Source organism: Tepidicaulis marinus, assembly GCF_000739695.1.
Lineage (GTDB): Bacteria > Pseudomonadota > Alphaproteobacteria > Parvibaculales > Parvibaculaceae > Tepidicaulis > Tepidicaulis marinus.
On sequence record NZ_BBIO01000004.1, the window covers coordinates 142,886 to 163,342 of the forward strand.

The following is a 20,457-nucleotide window of genomic DNA, read 5'->3' on the forward strand; positions in this document are numbered from 1 at the left end:
CCCTTAAGATCGCTTAGCTTGCCATGACGGCGCCGGGGGCCGGCGCGTCATGTTTTACTGCGGCACCGGCCCATGTATCGGCCAGCGCCAGAACTTCTTCCAATGTGCTCTCCCGCCCAAGGCTCATGCGGATGGCCGAACGGGAAAGCCTGTCCTCCACCTGCATGGCGGAGAGCACATGCGAGGCGGCCACTTTGCCCGACGAACAGGCCGCGCCCGAGGAGACGGCAAAACCCGCCAAGTCGAGCTTCATGAGCAGCATTTCGGCGCTCACATCCGCATCCGCCAGCGCAAAGCAGCTTGTATTGGCAAGCCGCGGCGCGCTTTCGCCGAAGATGACGACACCGGGCGCATAGTCTTTCAGCTTCGCCTCGAAGGCATCGCGCAGCGCGCGCTGATCCTCGAGGCTTTCCATATCATTCAGCGCGGCCTTGGCTGCTGCGGCGAAACCGGCAATACCGATCACGTTTTCGGTACCCCCGCGCCGCCGCCGCTCCTGCCCGCCGCCATGAAGAAGCGGCGTGAGCGGCATATCTTCGGCCAGCACCAATGCGCCGACACCCTGCGGCCCGCCCATCTTATGGGCGGAGATGGCACCCATATGAATGCCGAGCGCCTTGATGTCGATCGCCGTCTTGCCCGCGCTCTGCACCAGATCGGAGGCAAGAATGCCGCCCGCCTCGCGCACGAGGCGTGCTGCCTCTTCAAGCGGCTGAACGACACCCGTCTCATTATTGGCGTGCTGCAACAGCACGAAGGGCTTTTCTCCGGCCTCTTTCAGCAATGCGCCGAGCGCGTCCAAATCTACCAGCCCATTGGCGAGGAGCGGAATGGGCCGGCTTTCAAGCGGGCTCGCCTCCGCCGCGCCGATGCCGCAGGCATGCTCGCTCGCCCCGTAAAGAACGGCGCTGCAGCCCAGCGCTTCGGCCTGCGCGGCGGCAAGGTTCACCGCTTCGGTGCCCGAACCCGTAAAGATCACCCCTTCGGCGGGCGCGCTTAAAAGCGCTGCCACATCGCGGCGCGCCTCTTCGACAAGCGCGCGGGCCTTGCGCCCTTCGCCGTGCACGGACGAGGGATTGCCCAGCCCCGTGCCCGAGGCTTTTTCCGCGGCCGCGATAGCACGGCGCATCGCTTCGCCAGCTTCGCTGCGCAGCGGCGCCGTTGCGTTATAATCGAGATATATGCGCGTGCCCGTCATCAGGTCCCGGTCTTCCCGTTCAGTGTCTTCCCGTTCAATTTTGCCCCCGGCTCACTCGGCCGCATGCACTTTAGGCTGCTGGGTAGCGGCGGCCGCTTCCGGCGTATCGCCGATAAAGTCCGGCACCTGGCTCGCGCGCTTTTCGCGCAGCCGGCCCGAAATCACATCGCCCAGGGAAACCGAAGCCAGGAAAAGATGGATCTGATCGCTCAGTGCGTCCCAAAGATCATGGGTCAGGCAGCGCGAGGAATCCGACATGCAGCCCTGCGGGGAGCCGGCATGGCAGCGCGTGGCTTTCAGCGGCTCGTCCACCGCCAAAATGATATCCGAAATCCGGGTGGCGTCCGGGTCGTGCGCCAATAAATACCCGCCGCCCGGCCCGCGCACACTTTTTACGAGGTCGTTCTTGCGCAGGCGGGAAAAGAGCTGCTCGAGATAAGACAGCGAAATTTCCTGACGCGAGGCGATATCGGCAAGCGAAACCGGGCTTCCCTGACTGTGGCGCGCCAGATCGGTCATCGCCATCACCGCATAGCGTCCCTTCGTCGTAAGTTTCATGGTCTCTATCTCCCATTCCGGCCAGCGCAATGTGCCCAGCCGGTAATCAGCTAAAGGGCTGAAAAATCTGCCTTATTCAGGACTTTTTGACCTCGGCGCGCGGTTAAACTTGCAAATCCAGCCGCAGAGTGTGCTAAGAAACGCGCCCAGGTCCGGTACCGGGTGGCCCTTTCGCTACCCAATTCCGAGCCCTGTAGTCAACTATTTAGTTATTTTCAGGCGGATTTCCAGCACAGAAAACCAACTAATTTAGTAAGGCTTTCCACCCAATAGCGCGGATGCCCCGTTTCGGGTTCCGCTGGAGAGATGTGTCCCCTATGCCCGACGTGATTTTCAATGGCCCGGCAGGCCGCATTGAAGGCCGGTATCACCACTCGAAAGTCGAAAACGCCCCAGTTGCCCTGGTTCTGCACCCGCACCCGCAATTCGGCGGCACGATGAACAATCCGGTGGCGTATCAGCTCTATCATATCTTCGTGGAGCGCGGCTTTTCGGTGCTGCGGTTCAACTTCCGCGGCGTGGGCCGCAGCCAGGGCTTTTACGACGGCGGCGTAGGCGAGCTTTCCGACGCGGCAACCGCGCTCGATTGGCTGCAATCCCAGAACGCCGAATCCGGCCGCTGCTGGATTGCCGGCTTTTCCTTCGGCGCCTGGATCGCCATGCAGGTGCTGATGCGCCGCCCGGAAATCGAGGGCTTCATCTCCGTCGCCCCGCCCGCCAATCTTTACGACTTCACGTTCCTCGCCCCCTGCCCCTCTTCCGGCCTTATTCTGACCGGCAGCGCGGACCAGGTCGCCCCGGAAGCGGACACGCAAAAGCTGGTCGAGCGGCTGAAGACGCAGAAGGGCATCGTCATTCAGCACCAGTCGATCCCCGGCGCGAACCATTTCTTCGAAAATCATCTCGATGTCATGAAAGACGCCGCAGGCAGCTATCTCGACAAGCGCCTGGCGGAGGTCGAGGCGAAGTAGCAGGCCTCACCCGTCATTTGCAAGCGCCCGGTCCACCGCTTCAGGCTCGCGCTCGATGACGCTCAAATAAGCCATTAAAGCAGGGTCGGGCCTTTTCCGGGTCCGGCCCTGTTCTATGTCCTTGAGCCGCGCAATATTGATGCGGAAACGGGCCGCGAAATCTGCCTGACTAAGCCCCAGTTTTTTGCGCACGCGTTTTACTTTCACGGACATCAGCTCGTTTTCGCTGAGAGGCGGATTATCCGCATCGGCAAGGGCACCCGCATTTATTTCGGCATCGCTCATCGCTCCGAGACGGCGCCGTTGCTCGTCCGTCAGTTCAGACGGCTTTCCCTCACTCAGTTTCACCCGTTTCGTCATCTGTAAGCCCGTGTCTCATTCATATTCGCGCGCCTTGCGGAAATGATCCGGCAAATGTCACCACGCATGGTGAATACGACCGTGAAGATCTTTCCTTCAATCTCTCCAATAATCTTTTGGCGCCGTTCACCATCCGCCTTCCGGCTGGCATCGAGCAGCACATGCCCTTCATCGAGAAAAACGCGGATCGCATATTCAAAAGGGACGCGATGTTTGGCTAGATTGCTCTTGGCCTTGGCTTCATCCCATTCGAACAATTCCGGCATATGTACTCCTCACGAGTGTACGGAATTTCCGTATATCCTCAAGCAATAAATACCTACCCCCTCGCCCGCTTGGCGCGGTGCAATATGCCACCGGTCAGGGGCTCCGGTACGCCCGTCGTGCCGGGCTCGCTGAGCGGCAGGCCCCGGAGAGAGCGGACGGCGAGGTAGGCGAAGGCTTCGGCCTCCACATCGTCCCCGCGCCAGCCCGCATCTTCCGCGCCGATCACCGCGCCGGGCAGGCGTGCCTTCAATTCATCCATCAGCGCCGGGTTGTGCCGCCCGCCGCCGCACACGACCCAGAGCCGGGGCTCCTCGGGCATATGTTCCATGGCCTTGGCGATGGAGGCGGCGGTAAAGGCGGTGAGCGTCGCCGCGCCGTCTTCCACGGAAAGCCCTTCGGCGTAATCGGCGGAAAAATCCAGCCGGTCGAGGGATTTGGGCGGCGTGCGCGCGAAATAGAGATTGGTAAGCAGCCGCTCCAGCACTTTTTCATCGACGCGGCCCGCCCGCGCCAGCGCCCCGTCCTTGTCGATCGGCGTTTCGGTATGGGTAAAGGCCCAATCGTCGATCAGCGCGTTGCCGGGGCCGGTGTCGAAGGCCAGCAGCTTCTTGTCACTGCCGATAAAGGTGACGTTCCCAACCCCGCCGATATTCACCACCGTGATCGGCCCGTCCGCATGAAGCCCGGCGGCAAGAGCGCGGTGATAAAGCGGGGCGAAGGGCGCACCCTGCCCGCCCGCCGCCACATCGGCGGCGCGGAAATCATTGACCACATCGATGCCCGCGAGATCCGCCAGCACCTCGCCCAGACCAAGCTGCACCGTGATGCCCTCTTCCGGGCGGTGCAGTACGGTCTGGCCGTGAAAGCCAATGATGTCGATCTCTTTGGCCTCCATGCCCGCCATCTCCAGCATCTTGCGCACGGCCATGGCATGGGCATAGGTGACGGCGCGCTCCGCCTCGGCAATTTCCTCCGGCATCAGCCCCTTGCCGCCCCAATCGGCGGCTACATCGAGGGCAAGGCGCAGAAAAGCCCGCTCCTCGGGCAGGTAAGGAAAGCTCGCGGTTTTGACGGGCTTCAGATAGGCCTCGCCGTCGGTTTCCAGGATCGCGGCATCGATCCCGTCGAGCGAGGTTCCGCTCATCAGCCCCAAGGCACGCACAAAGCCCATTTTCCGCTCCCCTTACCGCCGGTTTTCGCCCTTAAGCCCCTGCACGGGCCCGAAAAAGCTGATATACCACGCCCGCGCCGCATAGCGAGGGCGCGCCGCCTACGTACAGCCAACAGACCTAACCAGCAAACAACATACAGAAAGTCCGATGAGCCAGTTTAAATCCGAATTCCTGAAAGTCATGGACGAGCGCGGTTTCCTGAACCAGTGCTCGGATTATGCGCTGCTCGACGAGCGCGCCGGCAAGGGGATCGTCACCGGCTATATCGGCTTCGATGCGACGGCGGCCTCGCTCCATGTCGGCCATCTCATCCAGATCCTGATGCTGCGCCAGCTGCAGCGCACCGGCCACAAGCCCATCGTGCTGATGGGCGGGGGCACGACGCGGGTCGGCGACCCTTCCTTCAAGGATTCCGCCCGCCCGCTCCTGACCGACGAGCAAATCGACGCGAACCTTGCGGGCATCAAGGAAGTCTTCAAAAAATTCCTGACCTTCGGCGACGGGCCGACCGACGCCATTATGGTCAATAACCGGGACTGGCTGGATGAGCTCCATTACATCGACTTCCTGCGCGATTACGGCCGCCATTTCTCCGTCAACCGCATGCTCTCCTTCGACAGTGTGAAGCTGCGGCTGGAGCGGGAGCAGTCCTTTTCCTTCCTCGAATTCAATTACATGATCCTGCAGGCCTATGACTTCGTGGAGCTGAACCGGCGCTATGGCTGCGATCTGCAAATGGGCGGCTCGGACCAGTGGGGCAACATCATCAACGGCATCGAGCTCGGCCGGCGCACGCAAGATTCCGAGCTTGTGGGCCTGACGACGAACCTCCTCACCACCTCTTCGGGCCAGAAGATGGGCAAGACCGCGCAGGGCGCCGTCTGGCTGAACGAGGATATGCTTTCCGTCTATGACTACTGGCAGTTCTGGCGGAACACGGAAGATGCCGATGTCGGCCGCTTCCTGAAACTTTTCACCGACCTGCCCTTGGAAGAAGTCACCCGGCTCGAAGCGCTGGAAGGCGCGGAGCTGAACGATGCAAAGAAGATTCTCGCGACCGAAGCAACCGCCATGGTGCATGGACGGGAAGCGGCGGAAAAAGCCGCCGAGACCGCCCGCGTCGCCTTCGAGCAAGGGGCGATCAGCGCCGACTTGCCGACGGTGGAAGTGCCCGCCGCCGAGCTCGATGCCGGGATCGGCGTCCTTTCCGCCTTCGTCACCGCCGGGCTTTGTGCCTCCAACGGCGAAGCCCGCCGCCAGATCAAAGGCGGCGGCCTGCGCGTCAATGACGAGCAGGTAAAAGACGAAAAGCTCTCCCTCACCCGCGAACACGTGACCGGCGACGGCGTGGTGAAGCTGTCGCTCGGCAAGAAGAAGCATGTGCTGTTGAAGCCGGTGTGAGGGTTTAGTTTCCGCGTCTCCTCGAGTGCTCGCACTGAGACTGCGGCCGGCGGATAAGCTGCATGGACCCCGGCACGGGGGCCGGGGTGACAGCCTGCGTAAAGAGCGCAGCCCCGCCACATCCACTAAGTGTCACCCCGGGCTTGTCCCGGGGTCCATGGGCACCAGCACACACAAAAAGCCCGGGAGAACATCCCGGGCTTTTCGCATTCCATAAAAAGAAAATCACTCGGCGGCAGACGTCCCGCCCAACGCAAAGAGACTGCCGTCTCCGCCCGCGCCGTTGATTTCTTTCAGATATTTGATGCCTTCTTCGGCAATGGCATCGCCCACCATGCGGTCGCCTTCGGCATAAAGCTCTTCAAGGTCCACATAGGCGGCATATTTGGGCGCCGTGCGCTCGGTGATGATGCCGGCTTTCAGCAGCGTCTTGATCAGCGTACGGAAAATGCTGGTGCCGCTGCGCATTTCCTTGCGCATGCGGGTATCCGTCATCGCCTCCATCAAAGCGCCCTGCACCCAGCGCCAGTCGAGGCCGACTTTTTCATAAAGGTGCTTCTTCTGCTCGGGGCCGGAAGAATTGTTGAGAAGCCGCAGGAAGACCTCCAGCGCCCAGTCTTCGATCATGTCGCGCTCTTCCGGCGGCAAGTTCGGCACCGTGCGGTCCGCCCAGATCTTGCCGAACTTGTGATGGAAGGCTTCATCCGTCATCACAAGCTGCATGAGGCGCTTCAAAAGCGGGTCATGGGTGCGCGCATAGAAGGCGGCGAAGGTACCCATGGCGAGCCCTTCGAGCACCATTTGCATGCCGACGAGTTTCTTCCAGACGACGGGCGTGCCTACCAGCTCGACAAGCAGTTCCTCGAGCACCGCGCCGCAGGGCGCGGGCTTGCCCCAGCGGGCCTGAATGTAGCGGGAGAACCCCGTCACATGGCGCGCTTCCTCGCGTGTCTGGTTCGCCGCATATTCCTGCGCGCCCGGGTCTTTCATGATGTGGCAAAGGCTTGCGGAAAGATTGAGCGCGCCCTGCTCTCCGTGCAGGATGGACGACATGGTCCAGCGCACGGATTCATTTACGAGGTAGATTTTCTGCCCCTCGTCCAGCTTGTCGGAAACGGCGGTGCGCAATTCCAGATTCATATCCTCCGGAATGAGCATTTCCTTTTCCAAATCCCAAGGCTGAGAGAAGTCGATATATTTCGTGTCGAGCGGGTCCCAGAAATGATCATGGGTCGCTGAAATAATCTTGTCGAAAGCCGTGGACCTTTTGCCGTACCGGTCCACCTCCATCATCGCCGGGAAATCGTCCGGCGCCACCGCATCATAGGCGGGATCGATCGTGATCTGATTTTTCCCGGCCGATTCCGCTCCTACCGATTTCGACATGAGCTGTTCCTCCTCCAGACATTCGAAATGCATATATTTATGGACGGATGATGCCACCCATTAGCGCCCCTGACCAGCTTTGGCTGCATGAAGGCGCGCCGGTTCTAGGGTGCGGGGGCTCTGCCCTCATCGGGACCGGGCATCTCTTCCAGAGGTGCCTCAGCCGGTTCGCCCGCCTTTTCAGGGGCTTTTTCCGGTGCCGCCTCAGGGGCCTCGGCGTCCGTCTCCTCGGGTAGGGTGGAGCCGAATTCAAAGACCCGGCGCAGGAAGCCCGGCGCGAGCGCGGCCAGCGGGTTGACGATGATTTGCGGGTCTTCCGCCTTGCCCTTGATGGCATAGGTCGCGGCGAAAATTCCCTCGCCCTCGCGCCCGACAAAGAGATCGCCGAGGATCGGCACATTGCCGAGAATGGAATTGATCGTGTAAGCGGGAACGATGGTGCCCGCAAGTTCCATAACATCCGAGCGCTGATCGATTTCCCCGCGCAAGGTAAGCCCGATGGCCGGCCCGACCATATGCGCCTCGTCGATATAAAGCCGCGTCTCGGTGGAGCGGAACGGCACTTTCATCTGCTCAAAGCGGATACCTTCCCCGCCCATCGTGTCGGCAATGCCGGTGAAAGACCCCACCGTCAAAAGTTTCGCCAGAAGCGGCGCATCGATGACGCGCAGATCGGCGCCCGTCAGTGTGCCTTTGAGAACGGGGTTTGTTTCCTCGTTCTCGAAATGCCCATTGACCGAAACCTTGCCGCCTTCGATGGACTCGTAAAAGTCGATTGCCTTGAACGCGCGGCCAGCATTCTCCGTGCTGGCGGTCAGGCGGCGCACGCCAGCCTCATCGCGCGCGATCATGGCGAGGATGGGCGGACCGTCCTTCCAGGTCGCGGTGAGCTGCAATTCTTCGACGCGCTCTTCTTCCTGCCGCAAGAAGAAGACGACATTTTCCACCTCTTCGCCGTGATAGGCATGGGCTTTCTGAAAGGCCGCATCGATTTCGAGCGGCTCGGCGGGCTCATCCTCTTCCGGCTCATAGTCACTTTCCGGCATGCCTTTGACGCCGCCGCCGAAAAGCTCATCCAGAACGCCGCGCGCATCGAGGCTTGGCCCCCTTATCATCATGGAGGTCTTGCCGCTTTGCGCATCGCGCTTGGCGCTGAGTGTGCCGCGCGTGCGCTCGCCCAGGCGGAAGGTGGAAATATCCGCGCTCGCAACTTTGCCGTCCGCGGTAATATCGACCTTGCCTGCCGCCTCAAGTTCCGCGCCGCCAAGAGCGATGTCATTCAGCGCAAAGCCGCCGCCTTTTTTAAAGGCCAGATCGAAGGAGCCGTTTGCCGGGCTGCCCGCCGGTTTCCACCAGCCGATGGAGCCGATCTTGATGATCGTGTCCGTCAGGTCGAGTTTGACGGGCCCGCCCTGAATGTCCTGGCCATCGCCGGTAAAGACCGCGTCCACGCCGGTGGGTCCGATCACATACTCATCGAGCGAAATGCCGAGCGCCCGCCGGTCCGCCCCTTCCAGCGCCCCTTGCAGGCGGATGCGCGTGGCAGGCCCCGCCGCGCTTTTGGAAATCCGCTCGCGCCAAGCGGCGCGTACCCGCGCGCCGTTGAGCTTCACCGGCCCTTCGATGGTGAGCGCTTCCGGGTTCACCGCAATGTCGAGCATGCCCTCGCTGATGGAAATATTTTCGATAATCCCCGGCAGGCTCGCGTTTTGCGCCTTGGCGGTGCCTTTGTAGTTCACTTCTTCCAGCATGATGCCGTCGCGCAGCGGCAATTTGATTTCGCCCTTAAGGCTGCCCGTGCCGCCCGCGCTATCGGGGTCGAGACCGAAGCCGGAAATGAAGCCCAAAGGCTCATGATCGAAATAATTCAAAAGACCTTTGAGCGTGCCATCGACGGCAAAATAAATCTCCCCCGGCCCGCCTTTGACGTGGAGCGCGGGGGCGAAGAAGCGGCCCTCCGTCACGTTCAGCGTCTCGCCCGCCACCTCGATCGCGCCTTGCGGCACCAGCGCCTCGAACGTGTCGCCCGTCAAATGCCCCCGCGCCTCAGGCACCGCCATGCGCGGCATGGGGCCGAGATAGGACAGAGAAATATCTTCCAGCGTGAAGCGGAAATCGAGCGCATCCAGCGGCAGCTCGCCGTGATTGTCGGCAATGGCGATCATGCCGGGCTCAAGCGCGGCGGTGAAATCACCCGATGTTACCGTGCCCCCTTCGACATTTTCGAAGAACCATTTGCGCGCGCCTTTCGCAAGCCCGATGGGCCAGAGATGGCGCAGGTCCGCAACGGTAATATTCTCGACCTTCGCCGTGGCATGAACGGCGGGCGAATCCGGCGTCTCGGGCGCGTCTTCCACTTCCCCTTCGAAAGAAACGAAACCCGTTTCGGTACGCAAAGTAAGATCGGAGAATTTCGCCCGGCGCTCGGTGAAGAAGAGATCGCCCGCCACATGCACCGAGGCAAGGTTGAGCTCCCCGTCGATCACCTCCGGCACCGCGGCGGACAGATTGCGCGCCGTCAGGTCAACCTTGGCTGAGGTGACGGAAAAAGGCCCATCGCGTTTGAAGTCAGCGCGCCCTGTAACCTGTGCGCGGTTCGCGCCCGCTTTATAATCGAGCTCGTAAATGATCAGCGTTTCGGCAATGGGATCGAGCGCCACATCGAGCCGGGCCTGCTCGATGGCGATGGGCTCGGGCGACAGCTCGGGCACGTTCATTTCGCCGGGCTCGGAGGTCAGCTCCACCCGCGCGGAAAGCAGCGCGCCGTCTTTGAGAGAAATATCGACGAGCCCCGTTCCCTCGAAAACGAGATCGAAGGGCGCAAAGTCCGAAAACATCGGCGAGGACCGGCCAAGCACAGCCGGGTTGAAACCGGAAATAGCAAGATCGAGATTGGCATGATCGGCCTTCGGCTCCACCAACCCCGTCAGCGTCATATGCGCGCGCAGATCGCCGATCACGATGTCGGAATCGAAATTAGCCGACACCCCTTCCGCATCGCGCAGCGCCGCAAAGGTTGCCGAGGGCGCCTGCCAGGTTACGTTATTCACCTGATCGACGAAGGTCACTTCCGCCCGGCGGACCACCATGCGCTGGAGATAGCGGAAGGGAGAACCGGGCGCCGCTTCGTCTGCCAGCCCCGCCAGAAGCGGGCCGAGTTCCGGGCCGGTGCGCTCATCCCCGTCCTCGCCTTGCGAGACAAGCGCGATCTCGACGCCCGTATCCGGACGGCGCACCACTTTCGCCGAGACGCCGAAGAGCCCGATCTTTTGCGGCGCGAATTCCCCCAGCAGCAAGGAGCGCAGGCGCAAGTCGACAAAGGCGCGCGGCACGGATACAAGCTCCTCGCCGCTGCCGTCCTTCACCACCACATTGCGCAGATAGATCAACAGCTCGGTGCGGTCGTCCGACCAGTCCAAAATGGTCTCGCCAATATCGAGCTGGCCCGTCTCCAGGCGCTCATTGGCCAGGGTCTCCAGCGTCTCAGTCAGGAAGTTCAGGGAAATCGGGCCGGTGGAAAGCTGCCAGACCGTCACCCCGATGAGCAGCATTCCGGCGGCAAGAACGACGCCAAGCGCTTCAAGCGTATATTTCGTGGTACGGCGGATCACGTCTGGGCTGGCCTTTTCTGTCTCATTGCGCCCTTGCAGGCGGCGGTCATTTACCGCAGCTTGCTGTCCGGTTGCCGGACGCCCCTTCCCCCGTTAAACATTTGCCCACTAGACATTGGCAACGGAAATGTGACGTCAAGATGTTGATATTTTTGAAATATCTTCATCTTCCAAAAGGCCGCCGCGCGCAAGCCAAACCGCGCATTCCGGCCCCGTAAACGCCCCAGGAGGTTTCATGAGCGACATGCTGAGCGAAGGCGACAAGGCCCCGGCTTTCACCCTGCCGACGGACGAGGGAGGCAAGATCCGCCTCTCGGACCTTAAGGGCCAGAATGTCGTGCTCTATTTCTATCCGAAAGACATGACGCCCGGCTGCACCACCGAGGCCATCGACTTTTCCGCGCTGATGCCGAAATTCCAGAAGGCGAATACCGCCGTCATCGGTGTATCGAAGGACAGTATCGAGCGGCATGGCAAGTTCCGCGAAAAACACGATCTGAAAGTTACCCTCGCCTCCGACGAAGACGGCACAATGCTGGAAAAATACGGCGTCTGGGCCCTGAAGAAGCTCTATGGGCGTGAGTTCATGGGCATTGTGCGCGCCACCTACCTCATCGACGCCAAGGGCAAGATCGCCCGCGTCTGGCCGAAGGTGAAGGTGAAAGGCCACGCCGAGGAAGTGCTGGAAGCTGCCAAGGCGCTCGCCAAGGCCGGGGCATGATAGAGGGCATGACCCGAGCTATGACAGAGGCTTTGCCTGAAAGCCTCCATGAGGCCGTGCTCGGCGTGCTGCATACCGCCGATGCGGATGGGAAGGCGCGCGCCGCCGCTGCCGCCGCCAAGGCTTGGGCGGCGGGCCGCCTTGAGGCTGAATACCGGCCCGGCAGCATGCCCTCCCGCCCCGCCCGTCCGGCGCGCCCGGAACTGCTTTCCCCCGCCGCCATGCCCCGGCGCACCTTCAAAGGTGAGCGCGGGCGCTTTGCGCTGCTCCATTCCCTTGCCCATATCGAGCTCAACGCCATCGACCTTGCTTTCGATCTTGTTGGCCGCTTCGGCCATGACATGCCCCGCGCCTTTACCGATGACTGGCTGAAGGTCGGCGGCGAGGAAGCCAAGCATTTCCTTGCCTTGCAGGGGCGGCTGGCGGCGATGGGCGGCGCTTACGGCGACCTGCCCGCCCATGACGGGCTTTGGGAGGCGGCGGAAAAGACCGCCCATGACCTCACCGCCCGCCTCGCCGTCGTGCCCATGGTTCTGGAAGCGCGCGGCCTCGATGTGACGCCGAAAACCGTGGAGCGGCTGCGGGGGGCGGGCGACACCGAAAGCGCCCAGGTCCTTGAAATGATCTATGAGGAAGAAAAAGGCCATGTGCGGGCGGGCACCGTCTGGTTCACCCGGCTGGCAGCGACAAAAGGCGCGGAGCCGGCGGCGCTTTTTCACGATATGGTGCGCACCTATTTTAAAGGAGCGCTTAAACCGCCCTTTAACGCCGATGCGCGACATTATGCAGGGCTAGATGCAGCGTTTTACGAGCCGCTTGCCGGCGGGTGAGCCGTCATCAGGCGGTAAAAATTGGCGGCTAAAACGGCGCAAAACCGGGCCCGCGCGCGCGAAAAACGGAAACTGTCGTCAGTTTGTTAGGGTTAACACGATATGTTAACTCGTTCCTGTTGAAATTGACGACGGATTGAGATGAAATCAGACCTCTTAACAGGGGGTTAACGGGGGTTTCTGAGGGGTATGCTCCACAGCTCTGGCCATTGGCTTGATCGGCTTAGCAATTTCTGGGCGCGGTTTTATACCGAGCGTCAGATTTATCTGCGCAGCCACGGTCAAGTGCAGTTCATTTCGCTTTCGCCGCTCACCCAGCTCGGGTTGAGCGCCATCGCGCTGTGTTTCTTTTCCTGGGTCGCCTTCACATCCGTGAATGTGGTCTTCAAAGAGCAGATCATCGCGTCGAAGGACCGCAAATATGTGCGTATGCAAGCCGCTTATGAAGAGCGTGTCGCGCAGATGCAGTCCGCCTATGACGATCTGAACGGACAATTGGTGCTCGCGCAGGAACGCTTCCTGGCGACGACCAAAGAGCTTGAAAGCAAGCATCAGCAGATTTCCGAAATCCTGGCCCAGCGTGAAGCGGCCAGCAAACAGATCAAGACCATGCGCGAGCGTTTCGCGCAGACCAATGCCGAAGGTTCCGATAAGGGCCGCACCAATAAAGTGCTGATGGCGGCAACGGACCTGGCCGGCGCGCCGCGCCTTTCCCGCGTCGATCACGCCAGCCTCGACCAATCCGAGACGCGCCACCGCGACACGGACAACGCCTTCGGCCTTGCCTCGCTTTTTGCTTTTTCCTCCACACCCGCGCCTTCGGCTGCCGACATGGGCATCGAAAAGCGTCTTGAAGGGCTCGACCGGGCCCAGCAAGCCTTCGTCAATTCCATGGAAGAGACGACCGACCGGCAGATCCGCGAGATTGAATCCGTGATTTCCATGACCGAAGTCGTGGATGCCGAGGACATTCTCTCGCGCGTTGAAGGCGGTGAAGGCACAGCCTCGGGCGGCCCGCTTCTGACCCTGACCGAAGGGGACGAATTGGCCGGCGGTGCGGAAGAAGCAGGGTTCGGCCGTCAGGTCTACCGGATTTCGCGCAATCTCGACCGTCTTTCCGGCCTCAATGAAGCGCTGGCGAAAATGCCGCTTGGCTCCCCCCTCTACCACAACAGAATTACCAGTGACTTTGGCCGCCGCGTGGACCCGTTCACGCGCAAACTGGCCTATCACTCCGGTGTCGATATGGGGGCACCCAGCGGAACATCCGTCTATTCCACCGCCCCCGGCATCGTTACATACGCGTCTCACCATGGCGCATATGGCCGGCTGATCGAAATTGATCATGGAAATGGGCTGAAGACGCGTTACGCTCATCTTCGGTCCATTCATGTTAAGGTCGGTCAGAAAGTCGGCTTCCGGCACAAGGTTGGACGTGTCGGCTCGACGGGCCGCTCGACGGGTCCGCATGTTCATTATGAGGTCTGGTTCGACGGTAAAGTCCGCGACCCCTCCAAATTTATTGAGGCAGGGCGATATGTTTTCACGCAGCAAGGGTAACGAGAAGCAATCCGCAAGCGCGCCGGTTCCGGCGAAGCGGAGCGTCGCGCGCACCGCACCGTCGATCATTTCCGCTGACCTGGAAGTCCAGGGCAATCTGATTGCATCCGGCGATATTCAGATCGACGGCGTCGTGCATGGCGATGTGCGCTCGGGTTCGTTGACCGTCGGCGAAAAAGCCACCATCCACGGCGAAGTCATGGCGGACGATCTGGTCGTGCGCGGGCGCATCGTCGGCTCCATCCGCGGCCGCCGCGTGCAGCTTTGCTCCACCTGTCATGTGGAAGGCGACATTCTGCACGAAGCGCTGGCCGTCGAAACGGGCGCTTTCTTCGAAGGCAATTGCCGCCATTCCGACGACCCGCTGGCCCAGACCACGCCGGTCAGCAGCCAGAGCGCGGCCCGCCCGCAGCCGGCCCCTGCCCCGCAGCCCGCACCGGCTGCCGCGCAGAAGTCAGCCGCCAATGGCTCCGGTAAAGTCGGCGACAGCCCCGTTGTCGTGAAAGACGGCAATGTGGTGGTGAAGCGTCCGGCTGCTCAATAAGCATCCAGGAAGCAGCGCGCTTCCCGCGACAAAACAAAGGGGCCTCGAAGGCCCCTTTTTTTATTGTCTGCTTTTCTTCATCCTGCATCGCTGCCCTGATCGAGAGGCGGCATGAACCGGAGGGCTTAAGCGTGGCGCCAGCTTTTGCGCCTCTCCTCAGCTTTGTTGCCGGAGCCAGCCCAACAGATGCTCCAGACGGTCCTTATGAGGATGTGTAGGCAGGAACACCGCCCAATAAGTCAGACCTGGCAAAGCGATATCGGACAGTTGCACAAGCTCGCCCGCCTTCAGCAGATCCGCCACAAGATGCTGCGAGGCCAGCGCCGCCCCTTGACCGGACACCGCTGCGTCAATTGCGTGGATTTCTTCGGAAAAGCTTTGCGCCGCGGCTGGCAACGGCACTGTAGCGCCGGCATGGGCATGCCAGCGCCCCCAACTCGGCGCGTTGCTTGAGGCGGTTTTCCAGCGGTATTCCAGCAAGGGCAGCGACAGAACCTCATCCGGCGCGAGCGGCGGCGTCTCGACCAGATCCGGCGCGCAAACCGGTATGATTGCGTCGGCGAAAAGCCGGTGCCATTCCGCCTGGCCATCGGGCTCGGCGGCATAGCGGATTGCCATGTCGACATCCGATGCATGCAGGTCGGCGGGCAGATCGGCAGCTTCGACCGTGACGTTGAGTCCCGTTTCTGCGCGCAGACGCGGCAGGCGCGGCATCAGCCAGCGGCTGGCAAAGGCCATCGTGACCGATAGGCGCAGCGGCGCCCCAGGCGCGGTGACGGTCAGCTGATCGATCGTGCCTGCAATCTGGTCGAGCGCCGTGCATAGAACCGGGAACAGCTTTTCCCCCGCGGGAGAAAGCCGCACGGGGCGCGGAAAACGAGAAAACAACTCCACCCCGAGGATCGCTTCCAGCTGCCGCACCTGATGGCTGATCGCGGTTGGTGTCAGGCCGAGCTCGTCTGCCGCGCGGGCAAAATGCAAATGCCGCGCCGCAGCCTCAAAGGCGCGCAAGGCATGCAGAGGGGGAAGTTTGCGCATGGCAGCCTCGCATGATGAATCTCATTCACTATAGGCCTGAAATATTCGCTTTGGCCAAAATTTTTGACGGCTGCTAGCTCCTGGCGTGACGGGGACACACCGCCCCCACACACAGGAGGAAACCATGACCACCCTGCTCCGCATCGACGCCAGCGCCCAGCAGCAAGACCGTTCCCTGACGCGCATGCTGACAAATCTCTTTACGACCGAATTATTGCAGGCCAATCCGGACGTAAAAGTGATCACCCGCGATATCGGGCAAGACCCAGTGCCGGCTATTGATCACCGCTTTATCCACGCGGCCTTTACCCCGCCTGACGCACGCGAAGACTGGATGACCGACCGGCTGGCCCTTTCCGATGCGCTGATCGACGAGGTCGCAGCTGCGGATATCATCGTAATGGGGGCGCCGATGTACAATTATGGAATGCCTGCCGCTTTAAAAGGCTGGATCGATCACATTGCGCGGATCGGCCGGACCTTCTCGTTTGACCTGGCGCGCGGCGATTTCCCGATCGAACCGATCCTGAAGGGCAAGCAGCTGGTCGTGCTGTCGTCGCGCGGCGAGTTCGGATTTGAACCCGGCGGGCCGCGGGCGCATATGAACGCACTTGACCCCGCCATTGCCGCCTGCGCTCACTATTTCGGCGTCGACGCGGCGAACATCCATACGGTCGCCATCGAATATCAGGAGTTCAAGGATGAGCGGCATGAGCGGTCGGTCATCGCCGCAAAAGATGCGACGCGCGCCTTGGCGCGGCGGTTTGGACAAGCCCGCGGAACGAACGATGCCTGCGTGCCTGCGGGATAAGAGTAGCTCCATCCGCCACCGCCGCCCGGACCGGGGTCCACATGGCAGCAGTAACAGCCCAGGAGCCTTGAGGGCGGCGCCGTTAAAGGCGAACAGCCGCCCTACTCGATATCTTCCACCTCGGAGCTTGCGCCATGTACCCGCGCGGCAAGTGCGGCGGCCATGAACTCATCAAGCAGCGCGCCGTCCAGCATGCCTTGCGTGTTCGACGTTTCCACCCCGGTGCGCAAATCCTTCACCATCTGATAGGGATGCAGCACATAAGAGCGGATCTGGTGGCCCCAGCCGATATCGGTTTTCGAGGCCGCTTCCGCATTTGCCGCATCTTCGCGCTTTTGCAGCTCCAGTTCATAAAGGCGCGCGCGCAGCATGTCCCAGGCGGCCGCCCGGTTCTTGTGCTGGGAGCGCTCGTTCTGACACTGCACCACGATGCCCGTCGGCACATGGGTGATGCGCACGGCGCTGTCCGTCGTGTTGACGTGCTGGCCGCCCGCCCCGCTCGCCCGGTAGGTGTCGATACGGCAATCGCTTTCGGCAATATCGATGTCGATGGACTCGTCGATCACCGGGAAGACCCAAACGCTGGCAAAACTGGTGTGCCGGCGCGCACTGGAATCATAGGGCGAAATCCGCACCAGCCGGTGCACACCCGATTCCGTCTTCGCCCAGCCATAGGCGTCCTGGCCCTTGATCAGCAGCGTCGCCGATTTGATGCCCGCTTCATCCCCGTCATGGCGCTCCAGAAGCTCGACCTTGAAGCCGCGCGCCTCCGCCCAGCGGGTATACATGCGCAAAAGCATGCTCGCCCAATCCTGGCTTTCGGTGCCGCCGGCCCCGGCATGGACTTCCAGATAGGTGTCGTTGCCGTCGGCCTCGCCGGAGAGCAGCGTTTCCACCTCGCGCTTGGCGGCAAGTTCGCGCGCCGCCATAAGGGCGGCCTCGGCGTCCTTGACGACCTGCTCGTCCCCCTCGGCCTCTCCCATCTCGATAAGCTCGATATTGTCGTTGAGGTCCTGTTCGATCGCCAGATAGGCGTTCATGGATTCCTCAAGGCGCGTGCGCTCGCGCATCAGCGCCTGGGCTTCGGTGGGATTGTTCCAGAGGTCGGGGTCTTCGGCCTTGGCGTTCAGTTCGTCGAGGCGGCGCTGGGCACGGTCCCAGTCAAAGATGCCTCCTCAGCAGCGCCAACGAGCTCTTGATCTCGTCGACGACCACTTGGATTTCCGCACGCATGCGTGTCTCCTCAAGCTTTCCGAACGGTGGGTACGTTTCGGGATGAAGCCGGGGATGTCCCGGCGCGGGCGGACCATAGGCATAAGGCCCGGACCTGTAAAGACGGGAGCCCCGTTTCTAGTAGAGGCCGCCCGTCCCTGCGCCGAGCGACACATCCGGTTGCCCTTCGCTGTAAACGCCCTCGCCGCCGATCGCGCTATAAGGCTCGGCTTCGGGCGCCGACGGCTCGGTGCCGTCGCGGAAGGCTTCGAGAATGACATTGTCATCGCCCGGCTGGGCGATCTGCCCCGTCTTGGCATTGACCCGAACGAGATTGACACCGGGGGGAATGCGGAAAGGCACACCTGGCTCGTCGCCGATGGCTGCCTGCATGAAATCCCGGAAAATGGGCGCGGCGACACCGCCGCCCGTCTCCCCCTTGCCCATGGGTTTGGGTTCATCGAAACCGACAAAGACGCCGACGGCAAGGTTCGGCGAGAAGCCGACAAACCAGGCATCGCGCTCGTCATTGGTGGTGCCTGTCTTGCCCGCCAGCGGCACGCCGACGGAGGCGACCGTGCGGCCCGTGCCCCGCTGCACCACACCTTCCAGCATGGAGACGATCTGATAGGCAGTTTGCGGGGAGATCACTTGTTCGCGCAGGTCGGGCAATTGCGGAGGCTCCTGGCCAGTCCATTCCTGGGCATCGCATTTCTCGCAGACCCGCTTTTCATGGCGGTAGATGGTGCGCCCCCAGCGGTCCTGAATGCGGTCGATCAGCGTCGGTTCGATCTGCTTTCCGCCATTCACCAGCATGGCATAGGCGGTGGTCATGTCGAGCAGCGTCGTCTCGCCCGCACCGAGCGCCATGGAAAGAACCGGGGGCATATTATCCGTCACGCCGAAACGCTCCGCATAATCCACCACCTTGTCCATGCCGATATTCTGCGCCAGGCGCACGGTCATGACATTTCTCGACTTCTCGATACCGAGACGCAGTGTCGAGGGGCCATAGAACCGGTTGCCATAGTTTTCCGGTTTCCAGAGCGCCAGACCCGGCCCCTGGTCCATGACGAAAGGCGCGTCCAAGATAAGGCTCGACGGGGTGAAGCCGGAATCGAGCGCGGCAGCATAAACGAAGGGCTTGAAGGAAGAGCCCGGCTGGCGCTCAGCCTGCACGGCACGGTTGAATTCGGACAGATCGAAGCTGAAACCGCCCTCCATCGCCAGGATGCGGCCCGTATGCGGGTCGAGCGCGACGACGGCGCCGTTCACCTGCGGGATCTGGCGCAGCGCATATTTGCCCTCTTCGCCTTCCAGCGGCTCGACATAAACGATGTCCCCCACGGCAAGCACGTCTGCGGGCTTGCGCACTTCCGGACCCAGCGCATTCTCGCTTTTATACTCACGCGCCCATTTCATGTCGCTGAGCGCAATGGTGCCGGTCACGACCTTTTCGGAGAAGGAACCTGAAATAAGTTTTTCCGGGCGCAGGCCGATCTTGGCGCTTTTCTCGGTCAGCCCCACCACGGCGGCCAGGGTCCAAGGCTCGATATCGCCGGCAAGTTCCATTTCGGACAGCGCCTTGTGCCAGTTCTGCCCCGGCTCCAATTTGTCCACGGGACCGCGCCAGCCATGGCGCTGGTCATAGGCAACCAAGCCGCGGCGCAGCGCCATGCGGGCGGCGGCTTGCAGTTCCGGATCGAGCGTGGTGCGGACCGAGAGCCCGCCCTCGTAAAGGCGTCCCTCGCCATAGCGGTCGTAAAGTTCGCGGCGCACTTCCTCGACGAAGAAATTGGCATTCACGAGCTGCGCGCCGAAGGGCCGCGGGGTGACGACCAAATCCTCGCCGCGCGCTTCGGACGCGTCGAATGAGGTCACGAAGCCGTTTTCTTCCATCCGGCCGATCACCCAATTGCGCCGGGCGATGGCCCGCTCGCGCTGGCGGAAGGGATGATAATTGTTCGGCGCCTTGGGTAAGGCAGCCAGATAAGCTGCTTCTGCAACAGTGAGTTGGTCGAGAGACTTGCCAAAATAGTTCAAGGCGGCAGCCGCCACCCCGTAAGAGCCGAGACCGAGATAAATCTCGTTGAGATAAAGCTCGAGGATCTGCTGCTTGGAGAAAGCTTCCTCGATCCGCAGGGCCAGCAGTGCTTCCTTCAGTTTGCGCTCGACGGTGACATCGGAGCTGAGGAGGAAGTTCTTGGCCACCTGCTGCGTGATGGTCGAGGCGCCCTGCAAGCGGCGGTCATTGATGATATTGCCGATATTGGTCAGCACCGCGCGCATCACGCCCTGGGCGTCGATGCCGTCATGCTGATAGAAATTCTTATCCTCGGCGGCGAGGAAGGCATTGATCACATGGGGCGGAATGGCCTCGATCGGCACATAAAGACGGCGCTCGCGGGCATATTCGGCAATCAGGCCGCCATCGCCCGCATGTACGCGGGTCATCACCGGCGGCTCGTAGCGGGCCAGATGATCGTAATCGGGCAGGTCGTTCGACAACCGCCAGATCATATAGACCCCCGCCAGGGCGCCGCCGACAAGCAGCACCAGCGCTGTGGCACTCAAAACCGCGAAAACTCTTAGCATGCGTGTACGCCTAGCCCCCTTCCGCGCGAGCTCATCCTTGCGGGCCGCGCGGCGCCGTTGCCGATCACTATAGTGCTTTACCATGCTCTCGCCCACGCGGGAGAGAGATTGGCGCAATTTTACGAACAATTTGATGCCTCATGGTTAACAAAGGCGCCGAATTGTCCTGCTTTTAGCGGCGAAATGTGGCTGACAAATGACCAGCTTTAAGACAGCCGGGGG

Annotated in this window: 17 protein-coding genes; 7 read left to right on the forward strand and 10 right to left on the reverse strand. The window is 61.6% G+C overall.

All coding sequences use genetic code 11. From position 1 onward, the window contains the following. Nucleotides 1–13: 13 nt before the first annotated feature. Nucleotides 14–1,198 carry a cysteine desulfurase family protein gene (locus M2A_RS05570; RefSeq protein ID WP_045444156.1) on the reverse strand — a complete coding sequence of 395 codons (1,185 nt, stop codon included), beginning with the start codon at nt 1,196–1,198 and terminating at the stop codon, nt 14–16. A 51-nt stretch (nt 1,199–1,249) separates the two neighbouring features. Next, nucleotides 1,250–1,756: an Rrf2 family transcriptional regulator gene (locus tag M2A_RS05575; RefSeq protein WP_081875411.1), complete on the reverse strand. Its 507-nt coding sequence runs from the start codon at nt 1,754–1,756 to the stop codon at nt 1,250–1,252. A 317-nt stretch (nt 1,757–2,073) separates the two neighbouring features. On the opposite strand from M2A_RS05575, the gene M2A_RS05580 reads away from it, so the two are divergent. Further along, nucleotides 2,074–2,727, forward strand: a complete 654-nt coding sequence (locus M2A_RS05580) for an alpha/beta hydrolase (RefSeq protein WP_045444159.1) — start codon at nt 2,074–2,076, stop codon at nt 2,725–2,727. A gap of 6 nt (nt 2,728–2,733) precedes the next feature. Here M2A_RS05580 and M2A_RS05585 read toward each other — a convergent pair whose 3' ends face one another. The 3 genes from M2A_RS05585 to M2A_RS05595 are packed head-to-tail and all read right to left on the reverse strand — an operon-like array spanning nt 2,734 to nt 4,525. Then, nucleotides 2,734–3,087 (reverse strand): helix-turn-helix domain-containing protein, encoded by a 354-nt coding sequence (locus M2A_RS05585; protein ID WP_052379234.1) that lies wholly within the window; start codon nt 3,085–3,087, stop codon nt 2,734–2,736. Continuing rightward, nucleotides 3,084–3,353: a BrnT family toxin gene (locus M2A_RS05590; RefSeq protein WP_045444167.1), complete on the reverse strand. Its 270-nt coding sequence runs from the start codon at nt 3,351–3,353 to the stop codon at nt 3,084–3,086. Before M2A_RS05590 ends, M2A_RS05585 begins: the two co-directional genes overlap by 4 nt. 53 nt (nt 3,354–3,406) lie before the next feature. Further along, nucleotides 3,407–4,525, reverse strand: a complete 1,119-nt coding sequence (locus M2A_RS05595; protein ID WP_045444170.1) for an anhydro-N-acetylmuramic acid kinase — start codon at nt 4,523–4,525, stop codon at nt 3,407–3,409. 148 nt (nt 4,526–4,673) lie between these two features. Between M2A_RS05595 and tyrS the strand changes: the two genes are divergently transcribed. After that, nucleotides 4,674–5,927 carry a tyrosine--tRNA ligase gene (gene tyrS, locus M2A_RS05600; protein ID WP_045444173.1) on the forward strand — a complete coding sequence of 418 codons (1,254 nt, stop codon included), beginning with the start codon at nt 4,674–4,676 and terminating at the stop codon, nt 5,925–5,927. 225 nt (nt 5,928–6,152) lie between these two features. Here tyrS and M2A_RS05605 read toward each other — a convergent pair whose 3' ends face one another. Further along, on the reverse strand, nt 6,153–7,313 hold the full coding sequence (locus M2A_RS05605; protein ID WP_045444176.1) for a ferritin-like domain-containing protein: 1,161 nt from the start codon (nt 7,311–7,313) through the stop codon (nt 6,153–6,155). A gap of 104 nt (nt 7,314–7,417) precedes the next feature. Further along, complete coding sequence (locus M2A_RS05610) at nt 7,418–10,924, reverse strand: YhdP family protein (protein ID WP_045444178.1); 3,507 nt, start codon at nt 10,922–10,924, stop codon at nt 7,418–7,420. Between the two features lie 235 nt (nt 10,925–11,159). Here M2A_RS05610 and bcp point away from each other — a divergent pair, with 235 nt between their 5' ends. The 4 genes from bcp (at nt 11,160) to M2A_RS05630 (ending at nt 14,579) form a co-directional block, all read left to right on the forward strand. Further along, nucleotides 11,160–11,645, forward strand: coding sequence for a thioredoxin-dependent thiol peroxidase (bcp, locus tag M2A_RS05615; protein WP_045444185.1), 486 nt, complete (start codon nt 11,160–11,162; stop codon nt 11,643–11,645). A 20-nt stretch (nt 11,646–11,665) separates the two neighbouring features. Then, the gene (locus M2A_RS05620) at nt 11,666–12,475 is read left to right on the forward strand and encodes a ferritin-like domain-containing protein (protein WP_156101679.1); all 810 of its coding nucleotides are present in this window, start codon (nt 11,666–11,668) and stop codon (nt 12,473–12,475) included. 189 nt (nt 12,476–12,664) lie between these two features. Further along, nucleotides 12,665–14,035, forward strand: a complete 1,371-nt coding sequence (locus tag M2A_RS17170; protein ID WP_052379235.1) for a peptidoglycan DD-metalloendopeptidase family protein — start codon at nt 12,665–12,667, stop codon at nt 14,033–14,035. Continuing rightward, nucleotides 14,013–14,579, forward strand: a complete 567-nt coding sequence (locus tag M2A_RS05630; RefSeq protein WP_045444187.1) for a bactofilin family protein — start codon at nt 14,013–14,015, stop codon at nt 14,577–14,579. Before M2A_RS17170 ends, M2A_RS05630 begins: the two co-directional genes overlap by 23 nt. A 156-nt stretch (nt 14,580–14,735) precedes the next feature. On the opposite strand, the gene M2A_RS05635 is transcribed toward M2A_RS05630, so the two are convergent. Next, entirely contained in the window at nt 14,736–15,617 is an 882-nt protein-coding gene (locus M2A_RS05635) for a LysR substrate-binding domain-containing protein (RefSeq protein WP_045444190.1), read from the reverse strand. A 124-nt stretch (nt 15,618–15,741) separates the two neighbouring features. Between M2A_RS05635 and M2A_RS05640 the strand changes: the two genes are divergently transcribed. Beyond that, nucleotides 15,742–16,428: an FMN-dependent NADH-azoreductase gene (locus M2A_RS05640; RefSeq protein WP_045444194.1), complete on the forward strand. Its 687-nt coding sequence runs from the start codon at nt 15,742–15,744 to the stop codon at nt 16,426–16,428. Nucleotides 16,429–16,529: 101 nt separating this feature from the next. Here M2A_RS05640 and prfB read toward each other — a convergent pair. Both prfB and M2A_RS05650 read right to left on the reverse strand, forming a co-directional pair. Continuing rightward, nucleotides 16,530–17,661, reverse strand: a protein-coding gene (gene prfB / locus M2A_RS05645) for a peptide chain release factor 2 (protein ID WP_121878797.1) whose coding sequence is annotated in 2 segments (ribosomal slippage) — nt 16,530–17,591 and nt 17,593–17,661 — 1,131 coding nt in all. Because the reading frame shifts where the segments join, the coding sequence is not laid out codon by codon here. Between the two features lie 117 nt (nt 17,662–17,778). Then, on the reverse strand, nt 17,779–20,235 hold the full coding sequence (locus M2A_RS05650; protein WP_045444199.1) for a penicillin-binding protein 1A: 2,457 nt from the start codon (nt 20,233–20,235) through the stop codon (nt 17,779–17,781). Between the last annotated feature and the right edge of the window lie 222 nt (nt 20,236–20,457).

What these genes read in the sequence shown, in the direction of transcription:
- M2A_RS05570 (WP_045444156.1), bottom strand. Translation starts at nt 1,198, where the DNA reads ATGACGGGCACGCGCATATATCTCGATTATAACGCAACGGCGCCGCTG.
- M2A_RS05575 (WP_081875411.1), bottom strand. Translation starts at nt 1,756, where the DNA reads ATGAAACTTACGACGAAGGGACGCTATGCGGTGATGGCGATGACCGAT.
- M2A_RS05580 (WP_045444159.1), top strand. Translation starts at nt 2,074, where the DNA reads ATGCCCGACGTGATTTTCAATGGCCCGGCAGGCCGCATTGAAGGCCGG.
- M2A_RS05585 (WP_052379234.1), bottom strand. Translation starts at nt 3,087, where the DNA reads ATGACGAAACGGGTGAAACTGAGTGAGGGAAAGCCGTCTGAACTGACG.
- M2A_RS05590 (WP_045444167.1), bottom strand. Translation starts at nt 3,353, where the DNA reads ATGCCGGAATTGTTCGAATGGGATGAAGCCAAGGCCAAGAGCAATCTA.
- M2A_RS05595 (WP_045444170.1), bottom strand. Translation starts at nt 4,525, where the DNA reads ATGGGCTTTGTGCGTGCCTTGGGGCTGATGAGCGGAACCTCGCTCGAC.
- tyrS (WP_045444173.1), top strand. Translation starts at nt 4,674, where the DNA reads ATGAGCCAGTTTAAATCCGAATTCCTGAAAGTCATGGACGAGCGCGGT.
- M2A_RS05605 (WP_045444176.1), bottom strand. Translation starts at nt 7,313, where the DNA reads ATGTCGAAATCGGTAGGAGCGGAATCGGCCGGGAAAAATCAGATCACG.
- bcp (WP_045444185.1), top strand. Translation starts at nt 11,160, where the DNA reads ATGAGCGACATGCTGAGCGAAGGCGACAAGGCCCCGGCTTTCACCCTG.
- M2A_RS05620 (WP_156101679.1), top strand. Translation starts at nt 11,666, where the DNA reads ATGACAGAGGCTTTGCCTGAAAGCCTCCATGAGGCCGTGCTCGGCGTG.
- M2A_RS17170 (WP_052379235.1), top strand. Translation starts at nt 12,665, where the DNA reads ATGCTCCACAGCTCTGGCCATTGGCTTGATCGGCTTAGCAATTTCTGG.
- M2A_RS05630 (WP_045444187.1), top strand. Translation starts at nt 14,013, where the DNA reads ATGTTTTCACGCAGCAAGGGTAACGAGAAGCAATCCGCAAGCGCGCCG.
- M2A_RS05635 (WP_045444190.1), bottom strand. Translation starts at nt 15,617, where the DNA reads ATGCGCAAACTTCCCCCTCTGCATGCCTTGCGCGCCTTTGAGGCTGCG.
- M2A_RS05640 (WP_045444194.1), top strand. Translation starts at nt 15,742, where the DNA reads ATGACCACCCTGCTCCGCATCGACGCCAGCGCCCAGCAGCAAGACCGT.
- M2A_RS05650 (WP_045444199.1), bottom strand. Translation starts at nt 20,235, where the DNA reads ATGCTAAGAGTTTTCGCGGTTTTGAGTGCCACAGCGCTGGTGCTGCTT.